Source organism: Aliiroseovarius sp. xm-d-517, assembly GCF_013283135.1.
GTDB lineage: Bacteria > Pseudomonadota > Alphaproteobacteria > Rhodobacterales > Rhodobacteraceae > Aliiroseovarius > Aliiroseovarius crassostreae.
This window is the reverse complement of record NZ_WBXT01000001.1, coordinates 1,088,852-1,103,651: the sequence shown is the minus strand read 5'-3', so window position 1 is coordinate 1,103,651 and position 14,800 is coordinate 1,088,852. Positions and strand designations below refer to the sequence as shown.

Genomic DNA, 14,800 nt, shown 5'->3' with positions numbered 1-14,800 from the left:
AATGGCAGCTACGATCGTTCTTTTTGCGCCGCTCATCGGCGCGCTGATCGCGGGCTTCGGCCATCGCGTGATCGGGGACAAGGGCGCGCAGGTTCTGACCACCGCGCTTCTGTTCCTCTCCGCCGCTCTGTCCTGGAGCATCTTTTTCGGGCTTGGGTCGGACACCCAGACCGTTCACCTGATGGACTGGGTGTCGTCGGGTTCGCTGAGCGTGGACTGGTCGATCCGTCTGGATCGTCTGACCGCGATCATGCTGATTGTCGTCACCTCGGTCTCGTCGCTGGTGCACCTCTATTCGATGGGCTACATGGCGCATGACGATCACTTTGGTGATGCCAGCTATCGTCCGCGCTTCTTTGCCTACCTGTCCTTCTTTACCTTCACCATGCTGATGCTGGTCACTTCCGACAACCTGCTGCAGATGTTCTTTGGCTGGGAAGGCGTGGGTGTGGCGTCTTACCTGCTGATCGGGTTCTATTACAAAAAACCCTCTGCAAACGCTGCGGCCATCAAGGCTTTTGTGGTGAACCGCGTGGGGGATTTCGGCTTCGCTCTGGGGATCTTCGGTCTGTTCTACCTGACGGACAGCATCCGTTTTGACGACGTGTTTGCCGCTGCCCCCCAGCTGGCGGAAACGCAGATCCATTTCCTCTGGACCGAGTGGAACGCGGCCAACCTGCTGGCCTTCCTGCTGTTTGTCGGTGCAATGGGTAAATCGGCCCAGTTGATCCTGCACACCTGGTTGCCGGATGCGATGGAAGGCCCGACCCCGGTGTCGGCCCTGATCCACGCCGCGACCATGGTGACCGCGGGTGTATTCCTGGTCTGCCGCATGTCGCCGCTGATGGAATACGCCCCGGCGGCCACCGACTTTATCGTTGTGCTGGGGGCCACCACCGCATTCTTCGCCGCGACCGTGGGGCTTGTGCAAAACGACATCAAACGCGTGATTGCCTATTCGACCTGTTCCCAGCTGGGCTACATGTTCGTGGCCGCGGGTGTTGGCGTCTACTCGGTTGCCATGTTCCACCTGTTCACCCACGCCTTCTTCAAGGCCATGCTGTTCCTTGGGGCCGGCTCGGTGATCCACGGGATGCATCACGAGCAGGACATGCGCAACTATGGCAACCTTCGTAAGAAGATGCCGGTGACGTTCTGGGCGATGATGATCGGGACGCTGGCCATCACGGGTGTTGGCATTCCGCTGACCCATATCGGCTTTGCGGGCTTCCTGTCGAAAGATGCCGTGATTGAAAGCGCCTATGCAGGCACGCAGGGGGGCTATGCCTTCTGGATGCTAGTCATTGCCGCGCTTTTCACCAGCTTTTATTCATGGCGCCTGATGTTCCTGACCTTCTATGGCAAGGCGCGTGGCGACAAGCACACCCATGATCATGCCCATGAAAGCCCGATGGTGATGCTGGTTCCGCTTGGGGTTCTGGCCCTTGGCGCGATCTTCTCGGGGATGATCTGGTACGGGTCGTTCTTTGGCGATCATCACAAGGTCAACCACTTCTTCGGCATCGAAGCCCATGAGACCGCGGATGCGGGAGATCATGGCGCAGCGGCGACGGATGATCATGCTCCGGCTGTGGATGCGGCTCATGGTGACGATCACGAAGCGACGGACATGGCCCACGCAGCACCTGTGGGCGCCATCTTCATGGCGCCGGACAATCATGTGATGGATGAGGCGCACCATGCCCCGACCTGGGTCAAGGTTTCGCCTTTCATCGCCATGGTTCTGGGGTTTGTGGTTGCGTTCTGGTTCTACATCGTGAACCCGTCCTTGCCGAAACGCCTGGCCAACACTTTCCCGGCGATTTACCAGTTCCTGCTGAACAAATGGTATTTCGACGAGCTTTACGATGCGATTTTCGTCAAGCCCGCCTTTGCCATCGGTCGTTTCCTGTGGAAACGCGGTGACGGGAATACCATTGACGGCTTCCTGAACGGTGTGGCCATGGGCTTTGTGCCCTGGGTCACCAAACAGGCCGGCCGGGCCCAGTCCGGTTATGTCTTCACCTATGCCTTTGCGATGATCCTCGGCATCGTTGCTCTGGTTTCGCTTATGCTTATCAACGGTGGGTCGCACTAATGAATAACCTGCTTTCCATCATTACCTTCCTGCCGCTGGTTGCGGCGGTCATCCTTGCGCTCTTCCTGCGCGGAGATGACAAGGCGGCTGCACGCAATGCCAAATGGCTGGCGCTGGCAGCAACCATTGCCACCTTCCTGTTCTCGCTCCTGGTCCTGACCGGGTTTGATGCCGAGAACACCGGGTATCAGTTTGTCGAAGAGGCAAACTGGATCATGGGCCTGAAATACAAGATGGGTGTCGACGGGATTTCGGTCCTGTTTGTCATGCTGACCACGTTCATGATGCCGCTGACCATCTGGGCCAGCTGGGGTGTCGAAAAGCGTGTGAAGGAATACATGATTGCCTTCCTGCTTTTGGAAACCCTGATGCTGGGCGTGTTCATGGCGCTGGACCTGGTTCTGTTCTACCTGTTCTTCGAAGCAGGCCTGATCCCGATGTTCCTGATCATTGGGATCTGGGGGGGCGCGAACCGGATCTATGCCGCGTTCAAGTTCTTCCTCTACACGTTCATCGGTTCGGTCCTGATGCTGGTTGCCATGGTCTATATGGCGCTGGAAGTGGGCACGGATTTCGAGGTGCTGGCCGGTCACAAGTTTGACAGTGAGACCATCACCTTCATGGGGATTCACATCGTCGGCGGGATCCAGACCCTGCTGTTCCTGGCCTTCTTCGCCTCTTTCGCGGTGAAAATGCCGATGTGGCCGGTGCATACCTGGTTGCCGGATGCACACGTGCAGGCGCCGACCGCCGGTTCGGTGGTTCTGGCCGCGATCCTTCTGAAAATGGGCGGCTATGGCTTCCTGCGGTTCTCATTGCCGATGTTCCCGGTCGGGGCAGACACGATGGCATGTTTCATCCTGTGGATCTCCGCCATCGCTATTGTCTACACCTCGCTTGTGGCGATGGTGCAGGAGGATATGAAAAAGCTGATCGCCTATTCGTCTGTTGCCCATATGGGGTATGTGACCGCCGGTATCTTTGCTGCGAACCAGCAAGGTGTGGACGGGGCGATTTTCCAGATGATCAGCCACGGCTTCATCTCGGGCGCACTCTTCCTGTGTGTCGGCGTGATCTATGACCGGATGCATACCCGTGACATCAGCGCCTATGGCGGGCTGGTGAACCGGATGCCGTCCTATGCGTTGATCTTCATGTTCTTCACCATGGCCAATGTCGGGCTTCCGGGCACCTCGGGCTTTGTGGGTGAATTCCTGACGCTGGTGGGTATGTTCCAGGCCAACACCTGGGTGGCCCTGGTGGCAACCTCCGGTGTGATCTTCTCGGCCGCTTACGCGCTTTACCTTTACCGTCGGGTGGTCTTTGGCGACCTGATCAAGGAAAGCCTGAAGGCGATCACCGACATGGACAAACGGGAAAAGATGATCTTTGCCCCGCTGGTTGCCATGACCCTGATCCTGGGTGTCTATCCGTCGTTGGTGACCGATATCATCGGACCGTCGGTTGAGGCACTTCTCAACAACTACCACGCTGCACTCCCGGCCGACACGGCCGAGGTGATGCAAGCGGCAACCTCGCACTAAAGGGGGCGGATTATGAGCTCTGTCGACATTCAAACGGTTCTTCCCGAGATCCTGCTGTCGGTCTATGCCATGGCCGCCCTTCTGGGCGCGGTCTATACCGGCAAAGATACGATGGCCAAGCTGCTGACCTGGGTCACCGCTGGTGTCATGGTTGCCCTCGCGGTGATCATTGCAGGCGGTGAGGGGGCCAGTTCGGCCTTCAATGGCATGTTCATTGACGATGCCTATGCACGGTTTGGCAAAGTTGCGATCCTGCTTGCTGCGGCAGCTGTTTTGGTGGTGGGCGAAGCGACCATGTCGCGCCGTGGATTGCTGAAATTCGAATACCCCATTCTGGTTGCCCTTTCGACCGTCGGCATGATGATGATGGTGTCAGCCGGCAACCTCATGTCGCTTTACATGGGGCTGGAGCTGCAATCGCTTGCCCTCTATGTGGTGGCCTCGCTGAACCGCGACAGCGCCAAATCGACTGAAGCCGGTATGAAGTATTTCGTGCTGGGCGCCCTGTCGTCTGGCCTGCTCCTTTACGGTTCCTCGCTGGCTTATGGCTATGCTGGCACCACTGATTTTGCGGGTATCATTACCGCCGCAAATGATGGTCATGTGGGGCTTGGCCTGCTGGTGGGCCTCGTGTTCATCGCAACCGGCCTTGCGTTCAAAGTCTCCGCTGTTCCGTTCCATATGTGGACCCCGGATGTTTACGAAGGGGCGCCGACGCCTGTCACCGCCTTCTTTGCAACTGCACCGAAATTCGCCGCCATGGGCCTGTTTGCCCGCGTGATGTTCGACGCGTTCGGGTCGGCAATTGGCGATTGGCAGCAGATCATTGCCCTTCTGGCCGTGCTCTCCATGTTCCTTGGCGCCTTTGCCGCAATCGGGCAGCGCAATATCAAGCGCCTGATGGCCTATTCGTCGATCGCTCATATGGGGTTTGCCCTGCTGGGTCTGGCTGCGGGCAGCGAGTATGGGGTGCAGATGATGCTGCAATATATGGCCGTTTACGTGGCCATGAATGTCGGCACCTTCGCCTTCATCATGTCGATGGAGCGGGACGGTCAGCCGGTCACTGACATTGCCGCGCTGCACCAGTTCGCATCGGTCGACAAAGCCAAGGCGCTGGCCATGCTGATCCTGATGTTCAGCCTTGCAGGTGTGCCGCCGATGCTTGGCTTCTTTGCCAAGCTGGGTGTGCTGATTGCTGCGGTGAATGCAGGTATGACCTGGCTTGCTGTTGCTGCGGTGATCGCCTCTGTCATCGGTGCCTTCTATTACCTGCGGATCGTCTACTTCATGTATTTTGGCGATGAAAACGAAGGCGTGGAAGTGAACATGTCGCCCGCCGCCTGGACGGCCCTGATGGCCTCGGCCGTGATCGTGCTGGTGGGTTTTGTGAACTTCTTCGGCATCGAAGGGGCGGCACAGGCTGCCGCGGCGGCTCTTGTCAAATAAGTGGCCCGACGGCTTTGGTCGGCGGGTTCTGACCTCAGTCGACAGCACAAATGAAGAGGCCCGGCGCATTGCGCCGGGTCTTCTTGGTCCGACATGGATCCTTGCACTTGAACAGACCAAAGGCCGGGGCCGCCGTGGGCGGGTCTGGGTGGCGCCAAAGGGGCATTTTGCCGCTACGCTGGTGATGTGCCCAAAAGAGCCCCCCAATCTGGTGGCGCTGCGCAGCTTCGTGGCCTCGCTTGCGCTTTACGATGCGTTTGCGCAGGCCACTGGGCGCACCTCCGGGCTGACGCTCAAATGGCCAAATGACGTGCTGCTGAATGGTGGCAAGGTGGCCGGGATCCTGCTGGAAAGCGGTGGCTATGGCACCGGGCAGGCTCATCTGGCCATCGGGATCGGTGTCAACCTGATCGACGCGCCGGACAGCGCGATGGTCGAACCCGGTGCCGTTGCACCGGTCAGCCTTGCGGGGGAAACCGGTGTTCAACTTGATCCAGAGGCGTTCTTGGATCTTCTGGCACCCTCCTATGCCCATTACGAAACCCAGTTCAGCACCTACGGTTTTGAACCTATCCGCGAGGCCTGGCTGGCGCGGGCGGCCAAACTGGGTGAGGTGATCATCGCGCGCACCATGCAGCATGAATACCAGGGGCGATTTGACACGGTGGACGGAGAGGGCAACCTTGTTCTATCTACCGCGACAGGGCGCGAGGTGATCCCCGCAGCCGAGATTTTCTTTTGAGGGGGACAGAACATGCTTCTGGCCATTGATACCGGCAACACGAATACGGTGTTCTCGATTTGGGACGGCGAACAGTTTCTGTGCACGCTCAGGACCTCGACCCATCATTCGCGCACGGCGGATGCCTATTTCACCTGGTTCTCCACACTGATGAGCCATTACGGCATCAAACCGGATATTACCGGGGTGGTGATCAGCTCAACCGTGCCGCGGGTTGTGTGGAACCTGCGTGTCTTTGCGGACCGTTTTTTCGGTTGCCGCCCGCTTGTGGTGGGCAAACCCGATTGCCTGCTTCCGATCCCACCTCGGGTGGATGAAGGCGCGGTGCCCGGCCCGGATCGGCTCGCAAATGCCGTGGCCGCCTTTGACCGTCATGGTGGCAACTGCATGGTGGTGGATTTTGGCACCGCCACCAATATTGACGTGGTGGCCGAGGATGGGGCCTATATTGGCGGGGTGATTGCGCCGGGGGTGAACCTGTCACTTGAGGCCCTGCACCAGGGGGCGGCAGCTCTTCCCCATGTGGATGTAACCCAACCTGACAAGGTGATCGGCACCAATACGGTTGGCTGCATTCAGTCCGGGATCTTCTGGGGCTATGTGGGGCTCGTGCAGGGGCTGATCGGCCGGGTGAAAGTGGAATATGGCAAGCCGATGAAGGTGATCGGCACCGGCGGGTTGTCGTCCCTCTTTGCCCAAGGGGCAGAACTTTACGACTTTATCGAACATGACCTGACCCTGCACGGGTTGGTTAAAATCTATGACTACAACAAGGAACAGGGCAATATATGACCAGTGATCGCCTGATCTATCTCCCGCTCGGAGGCGCCGGCGAGATCGGCATGAATGCCTATGTCTACGGCTATGGCAAACCCGGTAAGGAACGTCTGATCCTCGTCGATCTGGGGGTGACCTTCCCGGATATGGACAGCACGCCGGGGGTGAACCTGATCATGCCGGATGTGAGCTGGCTTGAGGCCAATGCCGATCGGCTGGATGCGATTTTCATCACCCATGCCCATGAGGACCACGTGGGCGCGGTTGGCCGGCTCTACTCAAAACTCAAGGCGCCCATCCATGCCCGCCCCTTCACCCGTCATCACGCTCAGCGCAAGCTGGAAGAAGCGGGGCAGGTGCCAGAGGTGGTGATCGCGGCGGGTGTCTATCCGCAGGTGATCGAGGCCGGGCCGTTCAAAGTGTCGTTCCTGCCGCTTTCGCACTCGATCCCGGAAAGCTCGGGCCTGGTGATTGATACGCCTGCTGGCCGTGTCGTGCATACGGGGGATTTCAAACTGGATCCGACCCCGGTGCTGGGGGATCCGTTTGACGAAGAGCTGTGGCGCGAAGTTGCAAAGCCCGGCGTCAAGGCGCTTGTGTGTGACTCCACCAATGTGTTTTCGCACCACGAAGGCCGCACCGAAGCCTCGGTCGGCGCGCCGTTGCGTGACCTTGTCAAAGACGCACCGCATATGGTTGTGGCCACGACTTTCGCCTCAAATGTCGCGCGTGTGAAACAGCTGGCCGAAGCGGGCGCGGCGGCAGGTCGCTCGGTCTGCCTGCTTGGTCGTGCCATGCGCCGGATGATCCAGGCCGGGGTCGAAACCGGTGTGCTTGGCGATTTCCCGAAAACCGTGACCGCCGAGGATGCCCGCGACATCCCGCGTGAAAACCTGATGTTGATTGTCACCGGCAGTCAGGGCGAGCGTCGTGCGGCCTCGGCCCAGCTTTCACGGGGCAAATATCTGGGCATGTCGCTGAAGGAAGGGGACATGTTCCTGTTCTCGTCCAAGACCATTCCGGGCAATGAACGCGGCGTGGGTCGGATCATGAACGCCTTTTCGGAAATGGCAGTGGACGTGATCGCCGAAAGTGATCTCTATCACGTCTCGGGTCATGCCAACCGTCCGGACCTGCTGCGCACCCATGAGATTTTTGACCCGCAGATGGTGATCCCGATGCATGGCGAGCACCGTCACCTGCGTGAACATGCCAAGCTGGCGCAGGAACATGGGCGTAGCGCCATGGTTGTCGTGAATGGCGCCGTTTGTGACCTGACCGGCGACGCGCCCCATGTGGTGGAACATGTCGAAGCAGACCGGATCTATCTGGATGGAGACATCCTGATCGGTGCGCTGGACGGGATCGTGCGTGATCGGATCCGGCTTGCGCTGAATGGCCATGTGATCGTGAATGTGATTGTCGAGAATGATGAACCGCTGGGGGAACCCTGGGTTGAGATCATGGGCCTGCCCGAACTGGGCCATTCCCGCGCGCCACTGGTGGATGTTCTGGAAGAAGACCTTGGCCAGTTCCTGATGCGGGCCGGGGGCAAGACCCTGCGCGATGACGACAAGCTGGGTGAAGAGCTCAAACGCATTGCCCGCAAAACCACCAATGATGAAATCGGCCGCAAGCCAGAGGTCACCGTTGTGGTCAGTCGTCTCGAAGGATAAGGCGCGACGTCGGAACGAAAAAAAGGGCGAGCCACCAGGCTCGCCTTTTTTGTTTGTTCAGAGGGTTTTACCCTTCACGCCGCTCATCAAAGCTCTTGGCGATGAAATCAGGGGTGTGATCCCCCATTCCCATGATCCTGCCATTGTCACGACGGCCGGAATTGCTGCGCCCGCGCGAAGAGCTGCGGCTGTCACTCTGGTAACGCTCGCTTTGCTTGGGGGCAGGAGCCGATGGGGCGGTCGAGGCCGGGCTGTCTTTGCTGCTGCGTGCGGAGCTGCTGGCGGAAGGTTTTGATGATTTGCTTTCGCTTTTCGACGGGCTGTCCGTTTTCTTATCCGTGGCCTTGCGCGCGTGCGACTTGCGCTCTTCCGGCGGCACCGGGTTCTCGATCCGAGGAATTTCCTTTTCGATCAGACGTTCCACCGCATCGAGGTTCTTCTCGTCACGGGGTTCGCAGATCATGATTGCCTTGCCGCTACGCCCGGCGCGTCCGGTGCGCCCGATCCGGTGGACATAGTCCTCAGCATGGCCCGGCACGTCGTAATTGAACACATGGCTGACATTGGGAATGTCCAGACCACGTGCCGCCACATCAGACGCGCAGAGGAAATTCAATGTGCCCGCGCGGAACCCGTCCAGCACTTCCATCCGTTTCGACTGATCCAGATCGCCGTGGATCGCAGCGGCGTTATAGCCGTATTTCTTCAGCGATTTCGCGGTGATATCCACATCGGTCTTGCGGTTGCAGAAGATAATGGCGTTGGTGCAGGCCTCGCCCTCGCGGTCGATCAGAGCGCGCAACACTTTGCGTTTCTGCGACGCTGCGCGATCCTTGCGGGTCGCTTTGAACATGCAAAGCTCCTGCGTGATCGTTTCCGACGTGGTGGCCTGACGGGCCACTTCGATCCGCTCGGGATTTGACAGGAACGTATTGGTGATCCGCTCGATCTCAGGCGCCATCGTGGCCGAGAAGAACAGGGTCTGGCGGGTGAATGGGGTGAGGCCGAAGATGCGTTCGATATCGGGAATGAACCCCATGTCGAGCATTCGGTCGGCTTCGTCCACCACCATGATCTGCACGCCCGTGAGCAGCAGCTTGCCGCGTTCAAAATGATCCAGAAGGCGGCCGGGCGTGGCAATCAGCACATCAACGCCCCGGTCGATCAGTTGGTCTTGCTCTTTAAAGCTGACGCCGCCGATCAAAAGCGCCTTGGTCAGTTTCACGTTCTTGGCGTAAATGTCAAAGTTCTCCGCCACCTGCGCCGCCAGTTCGCGCGTGGGGCAAAGCACCAGCGAACGGGGCATTCTTGCCCGCGCCCGGCCACGCGCAAGGGCGGTGATCATGGGCAGGGTGAACGAGGCGGTTTTGCCGGTGCCTGTCTGGGCAATGCCCAGCACATCGCGCCCTTCAAGAGCAGGGGGAATCGCGCCAGCCTGAATAGGGGTCGGGGTTTCATACCCAGCTTCATCAATGGCTTTCAAAACCTTGGGGCTGAGTTTCAGATCAGAAAATTTGGTCATATATGTCCATATTTCACGGACACTTCTGGCCCGTGCATCTAGGAAAGGAGGCCCGGATGGCCGTGACGCGCCTGGCATTTTTCAGCGCGCCCTCTCGGATGAGGAAGGGGTAAAGAAAAATCCGTCCATGGTCAACGCGTTCCCCGGAAATATGGACGATTCCCGCAATATCTTGCGATTGTTGCTACATTTCTAAGCCAGATGGCCGCTTTCATGTCGTTTTGGGGCATAGCCCAGGGCGAGGATCTGCAAGCTGGGGCGCGGTGTCAGCACCTGAACCTGGTGGTGTGGCCGTGGAACAGGGGATCCGTATCCCGAAGGAGAGAAGGGCAGCAGCCATTTCCCGGACAGGAGGTGGGGCTGATCTCCAAATCTGACGAATGCGCCGTCCGGCAGATGGGAAAGGGAGGCCTCATGCCGGATCTGTTGCCGCTGGCGGGTGACACGCGCTGCGTGCAATGCCTTGTCTATCTTTGTGTGCGATGCGGTCCCAAATGCCGATTGCCAAAGGGATTTATACCGGCGATAGGCGGCCGGGCGGCAATAGGCGCAGGGGCGATGCCCAGCAGACAATGCGACTGCTTCATCCAGGAAAAACAGTGGCGTCCATGCGTGGTCAGGCTGGGGGCCGTGATATTTCCCCCTGGGATGGGTCAGTGTGCAGATGATCCAATGGGGGTGTTTCCAGCGCGAGCTGCCGAGTCGCCCCTTGTCAAACGACAAAATACCCCGGTTTCCGGTAAACATCCCACGGGCTGGATGAGCGACAATCTCTCCTGTGGGCAGGACACGGTTCTGCAAGGGGGATGGGGGAAGGGGCGGAAGGTTTTGCACCATCACAGCCCCCGCGGTCAAAGCTTGACGATGCGCGCCCCGGTCAATTTGGCGGCTTGCCAAGTGTCGCTGTCTTCCACGCGGCTCAGGGTGCCTGAGACGGTGATCCGGGCCCCGTCATCAAACCCCATCAACGGCGTGTCCAGCGTTACCTGCAGCGTGGCATTGTGGCCAAACCCACCGCAAAGCGGGCAATTGCCGGTGTCCGAGGTCAGGATCAGATCACGAATTTCTCCACCCGGCAGCATGGCCACAGCGTAACCTGTGATCTCAACCCCTTCCAGATCCGCGTCCATGTCCTTCGGGAAGGTCTTGCGCACTTCATAGCTGGTTTCAGAGACGATTTCCTCAATCTGGATTTCTGACAAGACGCGCCAGATATCCAGATCCACCGATGTCTCGGCCTGAACAAAACCCGGTGCAACGGTGCCGAAAACAGCGGCAAAGGCGAGGGGACTGGTTTTCATAGGGTACTCCTATCAGACACGAGAATTACGCGCAGATTATCCCGGCGTCGCTTGCTTGTCACATACTCTTTTTGTCGTGGCGGATTGATGTAAGTGCCAGTGTTGAAGGAACGGGGAGAAGTGTGTGGTATGAATTAATTCAAAGTGACCAACCGCAGGTCTTCATTACGGGGGAAAGAGCCGCTTCAAGTCCTGAAATGTTAAACACTGCGGTAACCGGGCTTTCGTTGTATGGCGTTGTTTGCGCGACAAATGAATCGCTTTTCACCATTTTTTTCAATCTCGGTATTGGGGAGCCGGGGGTGAATGTGGCTTTGGAATCGGTCGACAATCCCCATTTCTCAGTCTCGCTTTTAGCATCGCCAATTCGCGTGAGAACGTATTTCACTTCGTTATCATAAGTCCCGTCATTTCCTAGATAGTCATTCCAAACAATATACATTTCAGTTTTGTTGGATTGACACCGGATGACTAGCCCAACTTTGTTTCCCCACCTGTTTTGCCCGGTTTCTGCCTCCAGTGCCAGGACAACAGTTTTGCTGTCATCAATCGGATTGATTTTCTCTCGTATATCCCACTTACCAGTGTTTCCTTCGACACCGGTGACTTCGGCGGTCTGCGGTCCATTAAGATTAAGTGCTTCAGCAAGATCGTCGTAGCATTGCAGTCGCTCCAAACTCCCACGCTGAGCTGCGCAAGCTGCGATCTCGCTTTCTGCAGAGTTTTTTGCAAGCGCGGGATGAGACACAAGCAACATCACGCTGGCGAGTAAAACCTGTTTCACGGGAAATCTCCGACATTAGAATCTATCATTGATAGAATTCAATGCCGGAAAGAACGGGTCAAGCTTAAACCATCATTTCCTTGGTCGCGGTCAGTTTCACCCCTTCGAAATCACGTTCAACACGGTCGATATCCCATTGAAGACGTGTCAGAAACACGGGGTCTCCGTCATGATCATGCGCGATATGTTGCTTATTGGTGTTGATCAGTCGCTCGACCACATCTTTCGCCCCAGACACCCAGCGGGCCGAGGTGAATTGCGATGGTTCAAAGCGCACCGGCAGCCCGTATTCCATCTCGATCCGCGAGGCGAGCACTTCGAATTGCAGCGCTCCCACAACACCCACGATAAAGCCTGAACCGATATGCGGTTTGAACACCTTAGCCGCGCCCTCTTCGGCAAATTGCATCAGGGCTTTTTCAAGGTGCTTGGCCTTCATCGGATCACCCGCGCGCACGCCTTGCAAAAGTTCCGGCGCAAAGCTTGGGATGCCGGTGGCGCGCAGCATTTCCCCCTCGGTCAGCGTATCGCCAATGCGCAGCTGTCCGTGGTTGGGAATGCCGATGATATCCCCCGCCCAGGCCTCTTCCGCAAGCTCACGGTCCGAGGCCAGAAACAGCACCGGGTTCGAAATGGCCATTGGCTTTTTCGACCTCACATGAGTGAGCTTCATACCCCGTTTGAAATGCCCCGAGGCGAGCCGCACAAAGGCCACACGGTCACGGTGTTTCGGGTCCATATTGGCCTGAACCTTGAAAACAAAGCCCGCGACTTTTTTCTCATCGGGGCAAATCTGGCGCGGTTCGGCCTGTTGCGGCTGCGGTTCAGGGCCAAAATCGGCAATGCCATTCATCAGCTCCTGAACGCCGAAAGAGTTGATCGCGGAGCCAAACCAAATCGGCGTCATATGCCCTTCCAGAACCGATTGCGGATCCAGCGCTGGCAAAAGCTCCTTGGCCATTTCCACCTCTTCAAGGAACTGTTCCAAAAGATGCGCAGGCACATGCTCCGCAAGCTTCGGGTCGTCCAGACCCGAGATCTGGATCGTTTCCGCCACCACGTTTCGGTCGGCCCGGTCCATCAGTTCCAGCCGGTCATTCAGCAGATCGTAACAGCCCATGAAGTCACGCCCCATGCCGATCGGCCAGGAGGCGGGGGTGACGTCGATCGCCAGCATCTCCTGAATTTCGTCGATGATCTCAAACGTGTCGCGGCTTTCGCGGTCCATCTTGTTACAGAAGGTCAGGATCGGCAGGTCCCGCAGGCGGCAGACCTCAAACAGTTTCTGGGTCTGGCTTTCCACACCTTTCGCGCCATCGATCACCATGACGGCCGCATCCACCGCGGTCAGCGTGCGATAGGTATCTTCCGAGAAATCGGAGTGACCGGGCGTGTCCACCAGGTTGAAGCGGAAGTTTCTGAAATCAAAGGACATTGCCGAGGCCGAGACCGAAATGCCCCGGTCTTTTTCCATCTGCATGAAGTCCGAGCGCGTGCGCCGTGCTTCCCCCTTGGCGCGCACCTGCCCAGCCATCTGAATGGCGCCACCATAAAGGAGGAACTTTTCCGTCAGCGTGGTTTTGCCCGCATCCGGGTGCGAAATGATCGCAAAGGTCCGGCGGCGCGCAATTTCGGGCGGCAATTCGGGGCGGTTTGTGTGCGTATCCAACATGATGTCGCTATAGCCGTGCAAGGTCACGGGTGCAATGGGGCGCGCGACCCATCATGGCCGGGGGAGGGCTGATCCGTTCAAAGGACAGCGGAAATCGCCGCCCTTCAAAACCCGCGGGGACCTGCGCCCTTGACCGCGCGCAATGCTCCAAGCGCGTTGTCAGGTTTTGCGCATTGCACCAGCGCATCCTTACCCAGCTCTCGGGCATGGGTTCCCCGGGCGTGAGGGGCAAGCCCCTCGGGCAGGGCCGGGCTGTTGATCTGGTCGACAAACAGGCTCTCGGCAGGGATACCTTCGGCATAGATGATTTCGTGTTTGTCGAAGAGCAGTTGGTAATAGTCGACAAAGCCGCCTTCGCTGCGGGTCACATCCGGGCCGCCCACCAGATCGCGCGCGCGCACCAGCACCTCTTTCTGTCCCGCTTTCAGGGCGTCAACGCGTTGGTAGATGAACAAACGGTGGCTCGGGCTAAGGGTCAGCTCTGCTTCGTTGTTCAGCGCCCCTGCCGCGATGGTGATCGGCGCAAAGGCCCCGGTGGCGCGCACCGTCTGCTGACCGATCCAGCGAATGGGTTGCGGGCCACTGTCACGGGTAAGGATCCGGTCACCGGGGGCGAGGGTTTCGATCGGTGCCTGTCGCCCGTCCGTCAGCGTGATCCGCGTGCCACGGGTGAACGAAACCGAAGCGGTCTGTGCCAGTCGGGCGCGGGGATTTTCGGTGTTGATCGTCACCAGCGTATATTGAACCCCGGAGCGCATTGGTGTCAGCGGGTAGAGATAAATGGCGGCGATGCGGGTCCTGTCCGGCGTGGTTTCGACCAGCACAATCGCCTCCAATGTCTCTCCATGGGGGGGCATGAAGGTCAGCACGCAGTCCAGAAATACGGGCGCCCCCGGCGTGCCGACTTCTGATCCTTCAGCGATACATAGCGGCCCGTCATGGTCGGGAATGGTCATGGACAGAAGCGGGGTGCGAGGGGTGATCAGCGCATAATCATCTTCCAAAAGCAGCTCTGACGCATCGCCCAGAGCGTCCCCTTCATTCACCCCCTGCACGACACGAAAATCACCTGCGTCATGCACGGGGAGTGTCAATGACGGCAAGTCTGCGTGTTCGGGGGCGGCAAAGCTGGACATGTTTCAACCTGAAATGAATTCTGTAAGTCCCTGTCGCAGTTGCGTTGTTGCGGTTGGGTCGATCTGAAATTCTAGAATGAATGCAGGAGTGGGTCAATT

At 58.3% G+C, this 14,800-nt stretch carries 11 protein-coding genes; 6 read left to right on the top strand and 5 right to left on the bottom strand.

Features of this window, described 5'->3' with window-relative positions; translation table 11 throughout:
• The first annotated feature begins 1 nt into the window (after nt 1).
• The 6 genes from nuoL to XMD517_RS05205 are packed head-to-tail and all read left to right on the top strand — an operon-like array spanning nt 2 to nt 8,286.
• The gene (gene nuoL, locus XMD517_RS05230; protein WP_173486485.1) at nt 2-2,098 is read left to right on the top strand and encodes an NADH-quinone oxidoreductase subunit L; all 2,097 of its coding nucleotides are present in this window, start codon (nt 2-4) and stop codon (nt 2,096-2,098) included.
• The gene (locus XMD517_RS05225) at nt 2,098-3,642 is read left to right on the top strand and encodes an NADH-quinone oxidoreductase subunit M (RefSeq protein WP_173486484.1); all 1,545 of its coding nucleotides are present in this window, start codon (nt 2,098-2,100) and stop codon (nt 3,640-3,642) included. Before nuoL ends, XMD517_RS05225 begins: the two co-directional genes overlap by 1 nt.
• A gap of 12 nt (nt 3,643-3,654) precedes the next feature.
• Nucleotides 3,655-5,091 (top strand): NADH-quinone oxidoreductase subunit NuoN, encoded by a 1,437-nt coding sequence (nuoN, locus tag XMD517_RS05220; RefSeq protein WP_173486483.1) that lies wholly within the window; start codon nt 3,655-3,657, stop codon nt 5,089-5,091.
• Nucleotides 5,081-5,833 (top strand): biotin--[acetyl-CoA-carboxylase] ligase, encoded by a 753-nt coding sequence (locus XMD517_RS05215; RefSeq protein ID WP_173486482.1) that lies wholly within the window; start codon nt 5,081-5,083, stop codon nt 5,831-5,833. The genes nuoN and XMD517_RS05215 overlap by 11 nt, the downstream gene beginning before the upstream one ends.
• Before the next feature lie 12 nt (nt 5,834-5,845).
• On the top strand, nt 5,846-6,625 hold the full coding sequence (locus XMD517_RS05210) for a type III pantothenate kinase (protein ID WP_173486481.1): 780 nt from the start codon (nt 5,846-5,848) through the stop codon (nt 6,623-6,625).
• Complete coding sequence (locus tag XMD517_RS05205) at nt 6,622-8,286, top strand: ribonuclease J (RefSeq protein WP_173486480.1); 1,665 nt, start codon at nt 6,622-6,624, stop codon at nt 8,284-8,286. The genes XMD517_RS05210 and XMD517_RS05205 overlap by 4 nt, the downstream gene beginning before the upstream one ends.
• Before the next feature lie 67 nt (nt 8,287-8,353).
• Here the strand turns inward: XMD517_RS05205 and XMD517_RS05200 are convergent, their stop codons facing one another.
• The 5 genes from XMD517_RS05200 to XMD517_RS05175 form a co-directional block, all read right to left on the bottom strand.
• On the bottom strand, nt 8,354-9,808 hold the full coding sequence (locus XMD517_RS05200; RefSeq protein ID WP_173486479.1) for a DEAD/DEAH box helicase: 1,455 nt from the start codon (nt 9,806-9,808) through the stop codon (nt 8,354-8,356).
• A gap of 851 nt (nt 9,809-10,659) precedes the next feature.
• Entirely contained in the window at nt 10,660-11,109 is a 450-nt protein-coding gene (locus tag XMD517_RS05190; RefSeq protein WP_173486477.1) for a hypothetical protein, read from the bottom strand.
• Between the two features lie 139 nt (nt 11,110-11,248).
• Nucleotides 11,249-11,893 carry a type VI secretion system-associated protein TagO gene (locus XMD517_RS05185; protein WP_173486476.1) on the bottom strand — a complete coding sequence of 215 codons (645 nt, stop codon included), beginning with the start codon at nt 11,891-11,893 and terminating at the stop codon, nt 11,249-11,251.
• Between the two features lie 64 nt (nt 11,894-11,957).
• Nucleotides 11,958-13,565 carry a peptide chain release factor 3 gene (locus XMD517_RS05180; RefSeq protein ID WP_173486475.1) on the bottom strand — a complete coding sequence of 536 codons (1,608 nt, stop codon included), beginning with the start codon at nt 13,563-13,565 and terminating at the stop codon, nt 11,958-11,960.
• Between the two features lie 104 nt (nt 13,566-13,669).
• On the bottom strand, nt 13,670-14,701 hold the full coding sequence (locus tag XMD517_RS05175; protein WP_173486474.1) for a Hint domain-containing protein: 1,032 nt from the start codon (nt 14,699-14,701) through the stop codon (nt 13,670-13,672).
• Nucleotides 14,702-14,800 lie beyond the last annotated feature (99 nt).